16 protein-coding genes are annotated in these 17,369 nt (G+C 70.5%); 6 read left to right on the forward strand and 10 right to left on the reverse strand.

What is annotated here, in order from left to right; translation table 11 throughout:
* The first annotated feature begins 45 nt into the window (after positions 1-45).
* From EV671_RS01175 to EV671_RS01190, 4 genes are all read left to right on the forward strand, one after another.
* Positions 46-2,886, forward strand: a complete 2,841-nt coding sequence (locus EV671_RS01175) for a peroxidase family protein (RefSeq protein ID WP_207911064.1) — start codon at positions 46-48, stop codon at positions 2,884-2,886.
* Positions 2,887-2,901: 15 nt separating this feature from the next.
* Positions 2,902-3,138, forward strand: coding sequence for a DUF1653 domain-containing protein (locus EV671_RS01180; protein WP_207911065.1), 237 nt, complete (start codon positions 2,902-2,904; stop codon positions 3,136-3,138).
* Positions 3,135-3,605 carry a GNAT family N-acetyltransferase gene (locus EV671_RS01185; protein ID WP_132569182.1) on the forward strand — a complete coding sequence of 157 codons (471 nt, stop codon included), beginning with the start codon at positions 3,135-3,137 and terminating at the stop codon, positions 3,603-3,605. The genes EV671_RS01180 and EV671_RS01185 overlap by 4 nt, the downstream gene beginning before the upstream one ends.
* Before the next feature lie 117 nt (positions 3,606-3,722).
* Positions 3,723-4,448, forward strand: coding sequence for a gamma-glutamylcyclotransferase (locus tag EV671_RS01190; RefSeq protein ID WP_132569184.1), 726 nt, complete (start codon positions 3,723-3,725; stop codon positions 4,446-4,448).
* 112 nt (positions 4,449-4,560) lie between these two features.
* On the opposite strand, the gene EV671_RS01195 is transcribed toward EV671_RS01190, so the two are convergent.
* From EV671_RS01195 to EV671_RS01225, 7 genes are read right to left on the reverse strand one after another with little or no spacing between them, the layout of a single operon-like run.
* The gene (locus EV671_RS01195; protein WP_132569186.1) at positions 4,561-5,574 is read right to left on the reverse strand and encodes an ABC transporter ATP-binding protein; all 1,014 of its coding nucleotides are present in this window, start codon (positions 5,572-5,574) and stop codon (positions 4,561-4,563) included.
* Complete coding sequence (locus EV671_RS01200) at positions 5,550-6,353, reverse strand: ABC transporter permease subunit (RefSeq protein ID WP_132569188.1); 804 nt, start codon at positions 6,351-6,353, stop codon at positions 5,550-5,552. The genes EV671_RS01195 and EV671_RS01200 overlap by 25 nt, the downstream gene beginning before the upstream one ends.
* Positions 6,350-7,177, reverse strand: a complete 828-nt coding sequence (locus EV671_RS01205; protein ID WP_132569190.1) for an ABC transporter permease subunit — start codon at positions 7,175-7,177, stop codon at positions 6,350-6,352. The genes EV671_RS01200 and EV671_RS01205 overlap by 4 nt, the downstream gene beginning before the upstream one ends.
* Positions 7,168-7,953 carry an alkaline phosphatase family protein gene (locus EV671_RS01210; RefSeq protein WP_132569192.1) on the reverse strand — a complete coding sequence of 262 codons (786 nt, stop codon included), beginning with the start codon at positions 7,951-7,953 and terminating at the stop codon, positions 7,168-7,170. Before EV671_RS01210 ends, EV671_RS01205 begins: the two co-directional genes overlap by 10 nt.
* Positions 7,950-8,999 carry an ABC transporter substrate-binding protein gene (locus tag EV671_RS01215; RefSeq protein ID WP_132569193.1) on the reverse strand — a complete coding sequence of 350 codons (1,050 nt, stop codon included), beginning with the start codon at positions 8,997-8,999 and terminating at the stop codon, positions 7,950-7,952. The genes EV671_RS01210 and EV671_RS01215 overlap by 4 nt, the downstream gene beginning before the upstream one ends.
* Entirely contained in the window at positions 8,996-10,135 is a 1,140-nt protein-coding gene (locus EV671_RS01220; RefSeq protein WP_132569195.1) for an alkaline phosphatase D family protein, read from the reverse strand. The genes EV671_RS01215 and EV671_RS01220 overlap by 4 nt, the downstream gene beginning before the upstream one ends.
* Complete coding sequence (locus tag EV671_RS01225; RefSeq protein ID WP_132569197.1) at positions 10,135-12,369, reverse strand: TonB-dependent receptor; 2,235 nt, start codon at positions 12,367-12,369, stop codon at positions 10,135-10,137. The genes EV671_RS01220 and EV671_RS01225 overlap by 1 nt, the downstream gene beginning before the upstream one ends.
* Before the next feature lie 230 nt (positions 12,370-12,599).
* Here EV671_RS01225 and EV671_RS01230 point away from each other — a divergent pair, with 230 nt between their 5' ends.
* The gene (locus tag EV671_RS01230) at positions 12,600-13,415 is read left to right on the forward strand and encodes a DeoR/GlpR family DNA-binding transcription regulator (protein WP_132569199.1); all 816 of its coding nucleotides are present in this window, start codon (positions 12,600-12,602) and stop codon (positions 13,413-13,415) included.
* Here EV671_RS01230 and EV671_RS01235 read toward each other — a convergent pair.
* Genes EV671_RS01235 through EV671_RS01245 form a run of 3 tightly spaced genes read right to left on the reverse strand, consistent with a single transcriptional unit; the run spans position 13,379 to position 16,817 of the window.
* On the reverse strand, positions 13,379-14,659 hold the full coding sequence (locus EV671_RS01235; protein WP_132569201.1) for a glycoside hydrolase family 10-like protein: 1,281 nt from the start codon (positions 14,657-14,659) through the stop codon (positions 13,379-13,381). The two genes, EV671_RS01230 and EV671_RS01235, sit on opposite strands and share 37 nt — an antisense overlap.
* Positions 14,656-15,939, reverse strand: coding sequence for an MFS transporter (locus tag EV671_RS01240; protein ID WP_132569203.1), 1,284 nt, complete (start codon positions 15,937-15,939; stop codon positions 14,656-14,658). The genes EV671_RS01235 and EV671_RS01240 overlap by 4 nt, the downstream gene beginning before the upstream one ends.
* Positions 15,936-16,817: an N-acetylmuramic acid 6-phosphate etherase gene (locus tag EV671_RS01245; protein ID WP_132569205.1), complete on the reverse strand. Its 882-nt coding sequence runs from the start codon at positions 16,815-16,817 to the stop codon at positions 15,936-15,938. Before EV671_RS01245 ends, EV671_RS01240 begins: the two co-directional genes overlap by 4 nt.
* 219 nt (positions 16,818-17,036) lie before the next feature.
* On the opposite strand from EV671_RS01245, the gene bufA2 reads away from it, so the two are divergent.
* Positions 17,037-17,294, forward strand: a complete 258-nt coding sequence (bufA2, locus tag EV671_RS01250; protein WP_132569207.1) for a BufA2 family periplasmic bufferin-type metallophore — start codon at positions 17,037-17,039, stop codon at positions 17,292-17,294.
* Positions 17,295-17,369: the final 75 nt, after the last annotated feature.

Raw genomic sequence — 17,369 nt, forward strand, 5'->3', positions numbered from 1 at the left:
TCGCTATGTTGCTCGATCCGCGAGGCAGCCCGTGAGGAGATGCGCATGAAGTTTCATCTGACAGCCATGCTGTTGCCCTGGCTGCTGGCTGGCTGCGTCAGCACGACGCCCCAGGCCAGCCTGGACGACACGAAGAACTGCTCGGCCATGGTGCTGGGCGGCTTTCGCAAGGTGGCCGACGAGCGCGGCGAGCGCTTCAACGGCAAGGTCGGCGAGGACGTCGCGCGCTGCCGCGGCGGCGACAAGGCGGCGGCCTTCCGCGGCACGCCCTATGTCGACTGGGCCAACTACTGGGCCACCGGCGACGCCAGCTCGCTGCTGCCGGGCAGCGGCGCCGTGGGCAGCCACCTCGGGCCCAACGGCCGCGGCGTTGACGGCGCGCTGCTGGACCTCGAATACCAGCGCATGGAGCTGATCAAGCTCAATCTGTTCGACAACTCCGGCAGCTTTGCCGACTACGCGCTCGGTCGCGACGGTGTGCCCGGCCTGGCCCTCAAGACCTGGCCCTCGATGCGGCTGCCGGCCAGCTCGCCCTTCTACGCGGCCGTGGGCGGCGACGGCCCGCAGCTCTGCACCGGCGAGCTGATCCGCTGGCGCCAGCTCAGCGGCATCTGCAACGACATCAGGAACCCGCGCATGGGCTCCAGCGGCACGTTGTTCGCGCGCAATGTGCAGTTCGAGGCCACCTACCCCGACCTCAGCGACGACCAGCTCGCCCGCAACCGCCACGGCGACCGCCTGTCGCTGCTGCAGCCCGACCCGCAGCTCATCAGCCGCAAGCTGTTCACGCGCACCCAGAGCGACCCGGCCAGGTGCCGCGACGGCCAGGGCCTGCCCGGCGCGTCGGCCGACGCGAACTGCGACTACCAGAAGGCGCCCTTCTTCAACGTGCTGGCGGCGTTCTGGATCCAGTTCATGACGCACGACTGGTTCTCGCACATGGAAGAGGGTCACAACGCGCCCGACTGGATGCCGGTGGGGTGCGCGGGCGATGCGGCTGGGCTGGGTTGCCGGCCCGGCGACCGCATCGACCGCGGCTATGTGGCCGACAGCGGCGCGCCGCCGCGCTACACGGCTCCTGACGGCGCCAGGCCGCTGGCGCGAGCCTTTCGCACCCATGCCAACAACGTGACGGCCTGGTGGGACGCCTCGCAGATCTACGGCTACGACGCGATCTCGCGCCAGCGCGTGAAGCGCGACCCCGACGACCCGGCCCGGCTGCTGATGCGGCCCGGCGCGCGCACCGGCGCCGGCGAGGCCCAGGGCCAGCTGCCGGTGTTCGCGCCCGGCGACCCGATCAACCCGCAGTGGGCGGGGCAGGGCAGCGCGGCCTTTCCGGACAACTGGAGCATCGGCATCGGCTTCTATCACACGATCTTCTCGCGTGAGCACAACGCCTTCGTCGCCGAGTTCCGCCGCCGCGCGGCGTCCACGCCCGATGCGGACTCGGGCCTGCGCGATCCGGCCAAGCCGGGCGATCTGATCCGCTACCGCGACGTGACGGCCGACGTGCTCTTCGAGGTGGCCCGCCTCGTCGTCGCGGCCGAGATCGCCAAGATCCACACCATCGAATGGACGCCGCAGCTGCTCTACGACGAGCCCCTCTACCTCGGCATGAACGCGAACTGGGGTGGCCTGTTCGAAGGCCATCCGCGCGTCGAGCATGCGCTGGAGGCCGTCGTCGTGCAGAACTTCGGCAAGTCCGAGAACGCGAAGAAGGCCGGCCAGTGGTATTCGGCACTGGCCTCGGGGCCGGGCATCTTCGGCCTTGGCGCGCGGGTCTACAAGGACGACCACCTGTTCGCCCGCCACGACCCGGTCAAGGACGACATCTGGAACCTCGCCAACCCGGAGGACGTGAACGGCGGCGTCAACCATTTCGGCTCGCCATTCAACTTCCCGGAAGAGTTTGTCAGCGTCTACCGTCTGCACTCGCTGGTGCCCGACCTGATCGAGCTGCGCCACTGGGACGCCGACCCCAACCGCATCGCGGCCAAGGTGCCCGTCATCGACACCTTCCGCGCCAAGGCCACCGGTGCGCTGGCGGCCCAGGGCGCGGCCGACTGGGCCCTGTCCATGGGCCGCCAGCGCCTGGGCCTGCTGACGCTGGGCAACACGCCGGCCTTCCTGCAGAACCTGCCTTTGCCGAGGCTGCAATCCAGCACCGGCAGGATCGACGTCGCCGCGCTGGACCTGATCCGCGACCGCGAGCACGGCGTGCCGCGCTTCAACGAGTTCCGCCGCCAGTACGGCCTGCGCCAGCTCACCAGCTTCGATGACTTCGTCGACGCCCACCTGGCCGCCGGCTCGCCCGAACGCGCACGCCAGCTCAAGGTCATCGCCGAGCTGCGCAGCATCTATGGCCAGCACAGGTGCGACGCCAGCAAGATCATCACGGCCGCGCAGAAGAACCTCGACGGCAGCCCCATCAACGACTGCCTGGGCCACCCGGACGGCAGCCTCGTCGACAACATCGAGGACGTGGACACGGTGGTGGGCTGGCTGTCCGAGTTCACGCGGCCGCATGGCTATGCGATCTCGGAGACGCAGTTCCAGGTCTTCATCCTGAACGCGTCGCGGCGGCTGTTCAGCGACCGCTTCTTCACGAGCAGCTTCCGGCCCGAGTTCTACGGCCGGCTCGGCGTCGAGTGGGTGATGAACAACGGCCCCACCGGCCCGCAGTTCGAGCCCCGGGAGAGCAACGGCCACCGCGTGCCGGTCTCGCCCCTGAAGCGCGTGCTGCTGCGCACGATGCCCGAGCTCGGCAACGAGCTGAGCACGGTCGTCAACGCCTTCGACCCCTGGGCGCGCGACCGTGGCGACTACTACAGCGTCGGCTGGAAGCCGCGCGCCGGTGCCGAGAGCGACCCGGCGTTCAAGCCATGAGGTGAAATGCGGGGCATGAGCTCCGACCTGCCCCCGCTGCCTGCCATCGCCCCCGGCCACTACCGCCACTACAAGGGCGGCGAATACGAGGTGCTTGCCACCGCCCGCCACAGCGAGACGCTGGAGGCCCTGGTCGTCTACCGGCCGCTCTACAACGACAGCGGCTGGTGGGTGAGGCCGCATGCGATGTTCATCGGGAACGTCGTCATCGACGGCGTCGAGAAGCCGCGCTTCGAGCGCATCGGATCATGACGGCGCAGCCCTGCGGGACCAGCCTCGCCCTCGAATCCGCCGACCAGCCCGAGGTCATCGCCCTCATCGCCGAGCTGGACGCCTACCAGGACACGCTCTACCCGCCCGAGAGCCGGCATCTGCTGGACCTGAGCGGCTTGACGCAGCCGAATGTGCTGTTCGCCGTGGCGCGGGATGCGAGTGGCCGGGCGATCGGCTGCTGCGCCGTCGTGTTGTCGCCGGACTTCGGCGAACTCAAGCGCATGTTCGTCAGCCCGCATGGCCGCGGGCAGGGCGCGGGTGGGCGACTGCTGGCCCTGCTGGAGGCAGAGGCTCGGGGGCGCGGCTGTGGCCTGTTGCGGCTGGAGACTGGGCCCTACCAGCCCGAGGCGCTGGCGCTTTATGCCCGCTGCGGCTTCGCGCGCCGCGGGCCCTTCGGCGGCTATGCCGATGACCCGCTGAGCGTGTTCATGGAGAAGGCGTTGTAGGGCCGCATGCGGTTTGGCACATCGGTCTGCCGGGCTCGTCAACTCCTTTCAGGAGGCCGATCGCGGTTGGGCGCGATAACCTTCCCGGAGGCTTGATGCGACGCTCGAAGGGATCCCATGCGCCAAGATGCTTTCACTCATCTCCCGCAACTCCGCGACCGGGTGACGCCCGCCGAGAAGTCAGCGCTTCGGGCGACTGTCGAAGTGCTGGCGGCCTGGGATCAGCGTGCACGCGACGCGGGCTTCCCGGTCAATTGGCGAGTCGGCGACCAGCAGCTCGACATCTCGCGGCAAGCAGTCCTCGGCGGCCTTGATCCGGCCGAGGACTTATGGGTCTTCGCCTACGGCGGTCTGATGTGGGACCCAGGCATTCATTTTGAGGAAATCAGGCTCGCCAACTTGGCGGGGCATGTCCGTCGCTTCTCCCACAAGAACACGATAGGGCGCGGCTCTCCCGAGCACCCGGCGCTGATGCTGTCGCTGGAAGAAGGCGCGGGCTGCTGCGCTGGCTTGGCCTTTCGGGTCGAGGCCTCGGCCGCGGACTTCGAAGCTGCGATCGTCTGGCGCCGGGAAATGCTCTGGGACGACTATCGGCCCCAGCTGATGCCGGTCAGCACGCCTCAGGGCGAGGTCAAGGCCCTGGTCTTCCGGGCAAACAAGGAGCATCCGAATTACTTCGGCGAACATCCCCTCGACGAAACAGCCGCCATGATCGCTGTCGCCCAAGGCGAGATCGGGAGCAATCGCGACTACCTGGCGCAGGTTGCCGCTCAGTTGGGGCGCTTGGGCATCGAAGACCGCTATGTGCAAGAACTGGCTGCCCGGGTTCAATTGCTCGCCTGAGACCTGAGTAGCGGAGCGCTTCACTGCGGTTGGGGCCAGTTGCGCAGATGAGCAGCCGTGGGCTGCCAGTGCCCACCGTGCCAGCCGGCTCCGCTCGCTGAACGGCGTTGCGTCAGTCCGCCAGCCACTGCAGCGCAACTGCCGGCAGTGCCAGCTCCAGCTGCATGCCCGGTGCTGGCGCGGCCGCTTCGGGCGGCAGGTTCAGCGTCAGCATCTGCTCGCCCCAGGCCTGCAGCTCGACGCTGGTGTGCTGGCGTCCGGGGTGGGCGGCCAGCACGCGAGTCGCCAGGCGCCAGGCGTCCGGCGCGGTGCCGGCGTCGGCGACCTGCAGCGCGGCCAGCGGTGCGATCCAGCAGCCGGCGTCGCGCCGCCAGGGCTCGGGTGCCGTGCGTGCATCGAGGCGGTTGAAGGCGCCGAGGAAGTCGGCCACGCGGCGTGTGCGCGGGCGTTGCCACAGCTCGGCCGGCGGGCTGCATTGCTCGATGCGGCCGTCGAACATCACGGCCACCCGGTCGGCCAGCTCGAAGGCCTCGTCGCGGTCGTGGGTGACGAGCACGCAGCTCTGGCCCAGCTCGCGCTGCAGTTGGCGGAAGGACCGCCGCAGCGGGATGCGGAAGGACTCGTCCAGCGCCGAGAAGGGTTCGTCCAGCAGCAGCAGCGAGGGCCGCGGCGCGAGCGCGCGCGCCAGGGCCACGCGCTGGCGCTGGCCGCCGGAGAGCTGGGCCGGCCGCTTGGCCGCGTGCTCGGCCAGGCCGACGAGGGCCAGCAGCTCGGCCACGCGCGCCTGCTGGGCCGCCTCGCCCTCGCGGCGGGCCTGCAGGCCGAAGCCAATGTTGTCGCGCACGCTGAGGTTGGGAAAGAGGGCGTAGTGCTGGAACACGACGCCGATGCCGCGCCGGGCCGTGGGCAGGGTCGAGATGTCGCGGCCGTCGAGGTGCACGCTGCCGCTGTCCAGCGGCTGCAGGCCGGCGATGGCGCGCAGCAGCGTGGTCTTGCCGCAGCCCGAGCCGCCCAGCAGGGCCAGCACCTGGCCGCGCGGCAGTTCGACATCGATGCCTTGCAGGATGGGCCGGCCGCCGAGGGCCAGGCTGGCCTGGCGGACTAGGAGCGCGCTGGGGTTCGCCATGAGGTGAGCATTTGGATGACCAGGCCGAGCCCGGTGACGATGACGAGGCTGACGACGATCAGCGCCGCCGCGAGGTGGCCGTTGGCGCCGCGCAGGCCGTTGACCAGGGGCTGCAGCAGCTCCAGCGAGCCGGCCAGCAGCAGGTTGGCGATGGCGAACTCCATGGCCGCCGTCGTCCAGGCCAGCAGGCCGGCCGCGGCGAAGGCCGGCAGCAGCAGCGGCAGCAAAACACGGCGCAGCAGCAGGCCGTCGGAGGCGCCCAGCGTGCGGCTGGCGTCGATCAGCGGCTGGGCGTCCAGTTGCTGCAGCGCGGCCGACAGCGTCTGGTGCACCAGCGGGAACAGCAGCGCGGCCAGCAGGCCGACGTAGACGGCGCGCAGGTCCAGCACATCGCCCCAGCGGCCGACGAACAGGTCCAGCGCGCCGATGGCGACGACCACCGGCGGGATGGCATAGGGCAGCAGCGCGAGCGCGTCCAGCAGCGCCTTGAGGCGCGGCGCCGCGAGATGGGCGGCCAGGCTGGCGGCGCCGCCAAGCAGCAGGGCCAGGACCGCCGCGGCGCCCGAGACCCAGACCGAATTCCATGCGGCGGTGGTCACGCGCTCATCGGCCGCGAGGCCCGCCAGCCAGTGCAGCGTCGCGCCCTGCGGCAGCAGGCCCTGGTCCCAGCGCTCGCTCAGACCATAGGCCAGCACGGCCAGTGGCGGCAGCAGCACCAGCAGCGCCGCGGCCCAGAAGGCGAAGGCGGGCGGGCGCCAGGGGCGATTGACCGACCTCATGCCGAACGCCTCAGGCGCGCCGACCACCAGCGCCCGCCGGCGATGACGGTGAGCAGCAGCAGGGCCATCACGAGGGACAGGGCCGTGGCCAGCTCGGGCTGGGAAAAGATGTCGCCGCTGACGGCCGCGGCGATGCGCACAGCCAGCACCGGGCTGGCCGTGCCGGCCAGCGCGAAGGGCGTGGCATAGGCGGCGGCCGCGTTGGCGAACAGCAGGCTGGCCGTCTCGACCAGGCTGGGCGCCAGCAGCGGCAGGCCCACGCGGCGCCAGAAGCGCGCCGGCGAGGCGCCCAGCGTGGCGGCGGCCTCGGCCAGCGTCGGGTCCAGCAGGCGCACCGGCGCCATCAGCAGCACGACGGCCAGCGGCAGCTGGAAGGCGGTGAAGGCCAGCAGCAGGCCGGCGTCGCTGTTCAGGTCCCAGCCCTGCAGCAGGCCGGCATTGCGGGCCAGCGTCGTCAGCACGCCCTGGCTGCCGAGCAGCAGGGTCAGCGCCAGGGCCAGCGGCACGCCGGCGAAATTGGCGCCCAGGCCGGCCAGCACGGCCACCGGCTTCTCCCAGCGCGGATGGGCGACGAGGTGCAGGGCCGCGCCCAGGCCCAGCACCAGGCCCAGGGCCGTGGACGCGGCCGACAGCAGCACGGTGCGCGCGATGGCGTCGATGTAGAAGCGGTCGGCCCAGAGCTCGTGCAGCGCGCATTCGCCGCCGCCCAGGCAGGCGCGCAGCAGGTCGAGGCTGCGCCAGCCGAAGGGCAGCAGCAGGGCCGCGGCCATCAGCGCGAGCAGGGGCCCGGCTGCGAGCCAGGCTCGGGCGGGGGTCAGGCGCATCCGAGGCGCTGGGCGACGAAGCCGCGGACGCCGAGCTGCGTCGTCGGCCAGCCGGCCGGTGCGTCGGCGCCGCCCGCCTGGGTGTCATGAGGCAGCCAGACCAGGGGCACGTCGCGTTCCACCGGCAGGGCGCCGCCGTGCCAGTGGTCGGCATGCATGCCGTGGTCGCTGGTCAGCAGCAGGTCGTAGCCGGCGGCATGCCAGCGCGGCAGGGCCTGGGCCAGCACCGCGTCCAGCTTGCGGGCAGCGAAGCTGTAGCCGGTGGACTCGCCGCCGTGGCGGTGGCCGGCCAGGTCCAGCCCCATCGGGTGAACGAACAGGAAGTCCGGCGCGTGGGCCTGGCGCAGCGCCTCGGCGTCGGCCAGCAGATGGGAGTCGGGGTAGTCGTCCTCCCAGTACCAGCGCGCGGCCTCGATGCCGAGCTGGGGCAGGGCGGTCTCGCGGTGGGCGAGCGGGTCGAAGACGGCGCCGGCCAACAGCTCGAACACCCAGTGGTAGGCCGCCACGGCGGAGTGGCGGCCGGCGGCGGCGAGGTCGTCGAAGACCGTGCTGCCGCAGCGCTGGCCGGCCTGGCCGTTGCCGAGGATGCCGTGGTCCAGCGGCGTGCGGCCATTCAGCACGGTGGCGTAGAGCGGGCGCGACAGGCTGGGCAGCTCGCAGCGCAGGTTGCTCCAGTGCGCGCGGCCGGCCTCGTTCAGGGCCTGGACATAGCCGAGGTAGTCGCGCGCGGTGTCGGCGCGCAGGCCGTCGACCAGCAGCAGGACGAGCTTGTTCATGCGCCGAGCACCTCGCGCTGCCAGGCGCGTGGCAGCTTCTTCACTTCCTCGGTCCACAGTGCCGGCTTGAGCGCGCGCGCAGCCTGGTACTGCGCGGCGGGCAGCAGCTTCTTTTTCAGGTCCTCGGGCAGGGCCAGGTGGTCCACACGGATGGGCCGGGCGTTGCCGCGCGCGAGGTTGAGCTGGCCGGCATCGCTGAAGATGTATTCGCGCGCCAGGTCGCCGGCCGCGGGGCGCCTGGAATACTTGTTCAGCAGCGTCGTGTAGCCGCTGGTGATGCTGCCGTCGCTGGGGATGAGCACCTCGTAGTCGGCCGCGTTGGGGATCTTGTCGCGGTAGCTCAGCGCGTTGAAGTCCCACATCAGGAAGACCTCGGCCTCGGCGCGTTCCATCAGCGCGGGCGAGGGGTCGGTGCTGATCAGCTTGTGGGCCTTGGCGAGCTGGGCGAAGGCCTGCAGCGCGGGCTGCAGCTTGGTTTCGTCGCCGCCCAGCGCATGGGCCGCGGCCAGCACGGTGGCATTGGCCTGGGCCGCGCGGCCGACGGCGCCGATCAGCACGCGTGGCTGGGCCGCGAACAGCGCCTTCCAGCTACGCGGCACCTCCTTCAGGAGCCGCCTGTTGACGGCGAAGGCGATGGTGCCGGTGTAGGCCAGGGCCCAATGGCCGTCGGCGTCCTTGGCCCAGTCGGGTACCTGCACCCAGGTCGTGGGCTTGTAGGCGCGCGTGATGCCGCGGGCCTTGGCGATGGCACCGAACTCGAAGCCGACGTCGCCGATGTCGATGCTGGCATTGGCGCGCTCGGCCTCGATCTTGGCGATCTCCTCGGCGCTGCTCATGTCGGTGTCGACATGGGCGAGGCCGTAGAGGCGCTGCAGGTCGGCCCAGGTGGCGCGCCAGTTGGCCCAGTCGTCGGGCATGCCGACGCTGGCGATGCGGCCCTCGGTGCGGGCGGCTTTCTCGAGCTCGCTGGGCTGGGCGAAGGTCAGGGGTGCCAGGCCGCCAGCGGCCAGGCCGGCGAGGACGTGTCGGCGGTTGAGTTTGCTCATGCCTTGGTGGAGAAGCGGAGTTGGTCGAGGCTCAGGCGGTGGCTGAGGCGGGTGTCGCCCTTCACGTCGCGGATGGCGAGAGTCAGCTCGGGCACGGGCTTGGAGAAGTCCAGGTCGACGAGGCCGAAGTTGATGTCAGCATAGACCTCGGACACGCGGCGCGCGTTGGGCGTCGGGATGTCCCAGACCTCGGTCAGGCCGCTGGAGGTCAGGTCCCACAGCGGGTAGCAGCCGGGCGTGTCCCAGCGCGACAGGTCGGCGTAGTGCATGTCGCCGCTGATGACGACGACGCCCTCGGCGCGCTTGTCGCGGATCAGGTCCACGAGGCGCTGGCGTTCCAGCGGGAAGTTGTTCCAGCCCTCCCAGCCCGTGCCCTCGGCGGCCAGCTGCACGCTGGAGCACAGGATGCGCACGTCGGCGGGCTCGGCCAGGCGCTCGGCCAGCCAGGCCCATTGCGGCTCGCCCAGCAGCGTCGCGGCCGGGTCGAGGTTGGGCACATACCAGCCCTTCATCGCACCGCCGCCGAGCTTGGCCTTGGCGACCATGGCCGCATAGCCCTGCTTCAAAGCCGGGTCGGCGACCAGGGGCGTGCGGTTGAAGCGCAGGTCCAGCATCAGCAGCTGCACCGTGCGGCCGCCGCGCTCGATGCGGTAGGCCTCGTAGATGCCGGGGCGGCTGCGGCGCGGCGAGTCGGCGGGCTCGCCCCATTCGTCGCAGAAGAGCTGCTGCGACAGGGCCTTGAACGGGTAGTCGCCGCCGACGTCGTCGTCGCCGAAGTCGTGGTCGTCCCAGATCGCGAGATGGGGCACGTCGCGGCGGAAGGACTGCAGCGCCTCCACGCGGCGGAACTCCGCGTAGCGCTGGCGCAGCGTGTCGGCGTCCTGCGCGTCGGCATAGAGGTTGTCGCCGAGGAAGAGGAAGAGCTCCGGCCGCGCGGCCCGCACCGCGGTCCAGATGGGCTGGGGCTTGGACTGCTTGGCGCAGGAGCCGAAGGCAATCCTCAGCCGTTGCAGGCGCTGCGGGTCGGTGGGCGCGGCGAGCACAGGCGGGCGCGAGCCCGCCTGTGCGCTGACGCCCACCGCCGCCAGCCCGGCGGCCAGCATCAGCTGGCGCCGGTCGAGCTGGGCGAGGCTCATCAGAGCTTGCCGGTGAACGTGACGAAGAACTGGCGCGGCGCGCCGGTCAACAGGGTCTGGCTGTCGCCGCTGTTGCCGAAGCCGTTGCTGCCCACCGTCGAGATGTATTTGCGGTCGGTCAGGTTGGTCACGCCCAGCTGCACGCTGCCTTCGGCCAGGAAGCCCAGCGACTTGGCGCGCAGGCCGCCGCTCAGGTTGAACAGCGTGCGGCCGGACACCGCGGCGTCGTTCAGGTAGCTGTAGTAGCGCTTGGACATGTAGTCGGCGCCGAAGTTGCCGAACCAGTGGCCGTCGTCGTAGCTGAGGATGCTCTTGACCATCTGGTCGGGCGCGTCGACGACATGCTTGCCGGCGGTGGCGACCGTGACGGTGTTGTTGCTGGCGTCCTTGCTGGTGACGTTGTCCTGATAGGTCGAGTTGCTCAGGCTCAGGCTGTTGTACCAGCTGACGCCCGGCATCAGGCGCAGCGACAGCGCCGCTTCCAGGCCCTTGGTGCGCACGCCGCCGACGTTGCTCAGCACCGTCGGATTGCCCTGGATGCCCGAGCCCTGGGTCACGCCGAGCAGGCGGTCCTTGAAGTTGACGAGGTAGGCGGTGACGGCGGCCTCGTAGAGCTTGCTGCTGGTGCGCCAGCCGGCCTCGAAGTTGTCCGAGGTCTCAGGGTGCAGCGAGCCCTTGATCGCGTCGAAACCCGCCTGGGTCGTCGCGAACGGCGTCGTGCCGGTGCCGGCGCCCTGATAGGCGCGCATATTGCGCGAGACGCTGGTGAAGAGCTCGTCACTGCGGCTGAGCTGGTAGTTCAGGCCGACCTGGGGCAGGAAGCCCTTGCTGGCCGTGATGGAGCCGTTGGGGTGGCCGCTGCCCAGCTGCAGGTTGCCGTCGATCTTGGCGCGCAGCGACTTGAAGCCGGCGCCCAGCGTCAAGTCCTTGGCGATGGCGATGGTGTCGGACAGCGAGAACTGGTCGGTCTTGGTGTTGAAGGCGTACTGCCAGGCGGTCTGGAAGGGGTTGCTCGGGAAGCTGTAGACGTCGGGGATGGCGTTGGCGCTGACGGCGTAGAAGCGGCGTGCCTGGTCGAAGTCGTTGTTCTCGTGCCAGAGCGAGGCGCGCAGCTGGTGGATGCCGATCTCGTAGTCCAGCGTGGCGGTCAGGCCGTCGCGCTTGATGCCGTATTCGGTCGTGCGCAGCGCGATGGGCGTGCCGTCGGGCGAGGCGGTGTAGGGCGTGAACCAGAGGCCGCGGCCGTCGTTCTTGTGGTGGTAGACGGTGGTCTTCAGGCGCAGGCCCTCGGCCAGCTTGGTGTCCAGCGTCACGCCGGCCAGCGTGTCCTTGCGCAGGCCGGAGCCGGCGTAGTAGGCGTCGTCGACGCTGGTCTCGCCATGCGTCCAGATGCCCTTGGCCGACTGCAGCGCGGTGTTGAAGTCGGGGTAATAGTTGTCCCAGTTGTAGCCCAGGCGGTTGACCATCTCCAGGGACATGTCCTGGTAGTCGACTTCGCGGCGGTTGGACGTGTTGACGAAGGCCGACAGGCGGGTCTCGCCGAAGTCCTTCACATACTTCAGGTTGAACTGGTCCTGGCGCTGCTGGCCCTGGCCGCGCCACTTGTCGGCCTGTTGGTGGGTGTAGCTGGCATAGATGGCGCCGAGCTCGGACTGGCCGCTGTCCAGGCGCACGAAAGTGCGGCGGTTGCTGTCGCTGCCCAGGGTCTGCGAGAGCTGCAGGCCGAAGGCCTTGGCCGGGTCGATGGAATAGAACTGCAGCGTGCCGCCGAGGTTGCTGGACGAGGGGGTGTCCAGCGAGCCCGTGCCCTGCGACAGGTCGGCGCGGGCGACGTTCTCGCTGGAGATGGCGCGGCTGATGTGCAGGCCGTTCAGGTTGCCGTAGCTCATGTCGCCCAGCGGCACGCCGTCCAGCGTGAAGCCGAGCTGGTTCTGCGAGAAGGCGCGCACCGTGAAGCGGGTGGACCACTCGTAGTTGCCCAGCGGGTCGGCCGATTGGAAGTTGACGCCGGGCAGGCGCGACACGGTGGCCAGGGGGCTCTGGCCGGCCGCGGCGGCGGCCTCGAAGTCGGCCTTGGTCAGGCCCTGCACGGAGCGGATCTGGCCGCGGCCGAGCGTGACGGTGACGCGTTCGAGTTCCTGGGTGTCGGCGCTTTGCGCGAGGGCCGGCAGGGCGGTGAAGGCCAGAGCCAGCAGGGCGGCCAGGGGGCTGAGGGCGTGAACTGCAGATCGCATGGTGTGGAGGCGCTGAGCGCGTTTTGAGGCTGCGGAGGGCCGACCCGGGAACAACCCGTGCCAGCCGTGTGACGGGCCGCAATGTCACAAAAATCCACGACAGTTCTGCGACAGATCGGTGTCTTTGGCCTGATTTCCACGAATTTCCACAAGCGTCCTCGCATTCACACAACCGCCATCTGGCTGTGGCCCACTCAGGCCGCGCTCCTTCTTCCCGTCCCTTGCCGCACATGTGGGTTGCCGAACGACACCGCCTCATCCTGGACCTGCTCCAGACGCATCAACGCCTGACGACCGAACACTTTGCCGAGGCCCTGGGCGTGTCCCGGGAGACGGTGAGGCGTGACCTGATCGAGCTGGAGCGCTCGGGCCATCTGGCCCGCGTGCACGGCGGCGCCGTGCCGCCCGCCGCCGCGCCGGCGGTGCCGCCCGAGCCGGCCTATCTGGAGCGAACCGGCCTGCAGCAGCCGCAGAAGCGCGAGATCGCGCGGCTGGCGGCGACGCTGATCCAGCCCGGCCAGGCCTGCTTCCTGGATGCCGGCTCCACGACGCTGGCGCTGGCCCAGGAACTGGCCCAGCGTGAGGGCCTGATCGTCATCACCAACTCGCTGGATGCCGCCATGGTGCTGGCCTGCCACCGCCGCCACGAGGTGCATCTGCTGGGCGGCCGGCTGGAGGACGATGTGCCCGCCACCTACGGCGAGCAGACCGTGGCCGAGATCGCGCGGCTGCAGGTGGACTGGGCCCTGGTGTCGCCGGTGGGCATCGATGCCGCCAATGGCGCGATGGACTACCTGTGGCACGAGGCCACGGTGGCGCGCGCGATGCTGGGCCGCGCGCGCCAGCGCGTGGTGCTGGCTGACGCCAGCAAGCTGGGCCAGGCCAGCCGCGTCCAGATCTGCCCGCCGGCCGAGGTGGACGTGCTGGTGACCGATGGCGGCGCCGACGCCGCGCAGCTGGAGCGCCTCACGGCCGCGGGCGTGAAGCGCGTGCTGCAGCCCGAGGCGGTTCAGCGCCCGACAGACTCCTGCGCCGCCGCCGCATAGGGCCCGGCGCGCAGGGCGTCGGCGATGCCGCGGCGGTTCTGGGCCAGTGCCGCCATGCTGAAGTGGATGTGGCCGCTGCCCGGCGATAGGCGCCGGATGCTGTCGATCTGGCCCAGGATCTCCTCGGGCAGCCAGCTTTGCGGCGTTGAATCGATGCGGCTCGTGAACAGGCCCGGGTGGATGGGCCGGCCCAGCGGGTTCAGCGCGCGCCAGGCCTGCAGCAGCGTCTCGAAGGCCTGGGCCGTTTGCGCGCGTGGCCAGTAGAGCTGGGGCGCGAGATAGTCCAGCCAGCCCTCGCGCAGCCACAGCTCGACGTCGGCATAGAGCTTGTCGAACTGGCTGAAGCCGCTGATGCCCGGCGGGCGCGCATCGGGCCGCGGCAGGCCGAAGGGGCTGATGCCAAGCCGCGCGCCGGGGCGTACCTCGTGCACGAGGGCGTAGAGCCGCTGCACCAGGCTGTTGACGTTGTAGCGCCGCCAGTCGGCCCGCGCGAGGCTGCCGCCGCCGGCCGCATAGGCCTGCCAGCTCGGCTCGTCGGGAAAGTCGACGTCGTTCTTCGCGGCGTCCTGCACCGGGTAGGGATAGAAGTAGTCGTCGATGTGCACGCCGTCCACCGCATAGCGCGTCAGCAGCTCGCGCACGACGGCCAGCGTGTGCTCGGCGGCGGCGGGCTCGCCGGGGTCGATCCAGAGCTGGTCGCCATAACGCTTCACCCAGCCGGTGTGAGTGCGGCTGAGATGGTTGTCGGCTGGCGCGGACTTGGCCGTGCTGTGCCGCGCGCGGTAGGGGTTGAACCAGGCATGCAGCTCCAGGCCGCGCGCATGGGCCTCGGCGAGCCAGACGGTCAGCGGGTCGTAGCCGGGGTGGCGGCCCTGGGTGCCGCTCAGCACCTCGCTCCAGGGTTCGAGCGTGGATTCGTAGAGCGCGTCGGCGCTGCTGCGCACCTGCAGGATCAGCGCGTTCAGCCCGGTGCGGGCGGCCACGTCGCAGAGGCCGCGGATCTCGGCCTGCTGGGCCTCGGCCGGGAGACCCTTCTTGCTGGGCCAGTCGATGTTGGCGACGGTGGCGACCCACGCGGCGCGCCATTCGCGCGGCGGCGGTGCCGGCAAGGCAGCGGAGGCCGCGGGCGCGGGGGCGGATGCAGCCTCCGCGGGTGGCGTGATCGCGCCGGGTGCGGCGGGCGGCGTCGTGCAGGCCGCGAGCAGCGGCAGGCTGGCGAGGCCGAGCAGGTCGCGGCGCTTCATGGCCTGTCTCCCTCGGGCTTCTTCATGCCGAAATCGTCGGGAACCCTGATCAGCGCCGCCATCACGAAGCTCGGCACCGTCGCCAGCAGCACCCAGCCGAAGAAGGGCACATAGCCGATGTGGTCCTGCAGCCAGCCGCTCCACATGCCGGGGATCATCATGCCCAGGGCCATGAAGCCCGTGCAGAGCGCGTAGTGGGCGGTCTTCTGCGGGCCTTCGGCGACATGGATCATGTACATCAGATAGGCCGTGAAGCCGAGGCCGTAGCCGAACTGCTCGACGGCCAGCGCGGCGCTGATGACGGCCAGGCTGGCCGGGTGGGTCAACGCCAGCGCGAGGAAGGCCAGGTTGGGCACGTGCATGGCCAGCACCAGCGGCCACAGCGCGCGCTTCAGGCCCACGCGGGAGATGACCCAGCCGCCCACCAGCCCGCCCAGCGTCAACGCGCCGATGCCGACGGTGCCGTAGGCGAAGCCCACGGCCTTGGTGCTCAGGCCCAGGCCGCCCTTGTCCACCGTGTCCAGCAGGAAGGGGCTGGCCAGCTTCAGCAACTGCGCCTCGGGGAAGCGGTAGAGCAGCAGGAAGCCGAGGATGACGGCGATGCCGGGCTTGGCGAAGAAGCCGGCGAACACGGCGAAGAACTCGGCCAGCAGCCCGCGCGCGGCGCGGCGGCCGGCGCCGGGCGTGTCGGCCGCGGGATGCGGCAGCACGAAGCTGTGCCACGCGGCCAGCCCGATGAACAGCGCGCCCAGCAGCCAGAACACCAGGCTCCAGGCGTCCACCACGCTGCCGGTGCGCTCGCTCAGCTCGCCCGCCAGATAGACCAGCCCGCCTTGGCCCGCGATATTGGCCAGGCGGTAGAAGGTCGAGCGCACGCCGACGAGGGCGGCCTGGCGGTGCTGCGGCAGCGCCAGCATGTAGTAGCCGTCGGCCGCGATGTCGTGCGAGGCCGACGTGAACGCCATCAGCCACAGTACGGCCAGCGACATCTGGAAGACCTTGTCCGTCGGGACCGTCAGCGCCACGCCCGCGAGCGCCGCGCCGATGATGAACTGCAGCGCGGTGATCCAGCGCCGCTTGGTGCCGAACAGCTCCGCCAGCGGCGACCACAGCGGCTTGAGCACCCAGGGCAGATAGAGCCAGCTCGTGTAGAGGGCGATGTCGGTGTTGGAGATGCCGAGGTTCTTGTAGAGCACCACCGACAGCGTCATGACGACGACATAGGGGATGCCCTGGGCGAAGTACAGGCTGGGCACCCAGGCCCATGGCGAGCGTGTCATGGGTGCAATGCGCGGCTCACGCTGCCGTCCGCCGCGTCCAGCAATGCGCGTGCCTCATCAGCGCCCACGCCGCGCCCGAGCATCACCAGCGCCGTCTTCACATGCTGGTCGCACTGCGCCAGCGCCGCCTGCGCGTCCGCCTCGCTGGCGCCGGAGGCGCGCACCGTCAGCGCCAGCGCGCGCCGCACGAGCTTGGCGTTGGTGGCCTTCAGGTCCACCATCAGATTGCCGTAGACCTTGTTGAGCCTCACCATCAGCGCCGACGAGAAGGTGTTCAGCGCGATCTTCTGCGAGGTGCCGGCCTTGAGCCGCGTGCTGCCTGAGATGACTTCGGGGCCGGTGTCCAGCGTGATGCCGATGTCGGCCTGGGCCGCGACCGGCGCGCCGGGGTTGTTGGCAAAGCCGATGGTCAGCGCGCCGGCCGCTCGCGCGGCCTCAATGGCGCCCAGCACATAGGGCGTGGCACCGGACGCGGCCAGCAGCAGGGCCACGTCGTTGGGGCCGGGCTGCAGCGCGGCGAGGTCGGCGGCGCCCTGGGCACGGTCGTCCTCGGCGCCCTCGACGGCGACGAACATCGCGCTGGCGCCGCCGGCGATCACCGCCACCGCCCGTTCGCGCGGCCAGGAGAAGGTGGGGTAGAGCTCCACGCTGTCCAGCACGCCCAGGCGGCCCGAGGTGCCGGCGCCGGCATACAGCAGCCGGCCGCCGGCGCGGATGCGCGGCAGGGCGGCGTCCACGGCCGCGGCCAGCTGCGGGGCGGCGGCCTGCACGGCGGCGACGGCGGCGTTCTGGTCGGCTATGAATGCATCCAGCAGGGCCGGGGTGGCGTAGCTGTCCAGGTCGGGATGCCGGGTGCTCGGGGTTTCGGTGTTCAGCATGGGGATGGCGGCTTCAGGCCGCCGGACTCTAGCGCGGCACCGGGCCATGACGAATGCCACGGGCCATTGCAGTCATAACGGCAGGTAATCAGAATCTGCCGGCTGGCTGTAAGGACTCGCCGAGTCACACGACACAAGCTGGCAAGTCGATGCGGGCTCTACTCGGATCGACCTGTGGTGATCCCGATCTCAACCACTTCTCTTTTCTGGAGACTCCAAATGAACGCATCCCTCAAGACCGGCCTGGGCATCGCCGCCGCCGCTGCCGCCCTGTTCGCCACCACCGCCTTCCCGACGGCCGCCGTCGCGGCCGACGGCATGGTCAAGTGCTCCGGCGTCAACAGCTGCAAGGGCACCTCCGAGTGCAAGACCGCCAAGAACGACTGCAAGGGCCACAACAGCTGCAAGGGCCAGGGCTGGGTCAGCAAGGCCTCGGCCGCCGAGTGCACGAAGGCGGGCGGGACCGTCGAGAAGTAAGACCACCCCCTGCCGGCTTCGCCGGCCCCCTCAAGGGGGCACTGCCTATGGCCCGGCAAAGCCGGTTCCATGGCA

It is taken from the genome of Roseateles saccharophilus (genome assembly GCF_004342485.1).
Classification (GTDB): Bacteria; Pseudomonadota; Gammaproteobacteria; order Burkholderiales; family Burkholderiaceae_C; genus Pelomonas; species Pelomonas saccharophila.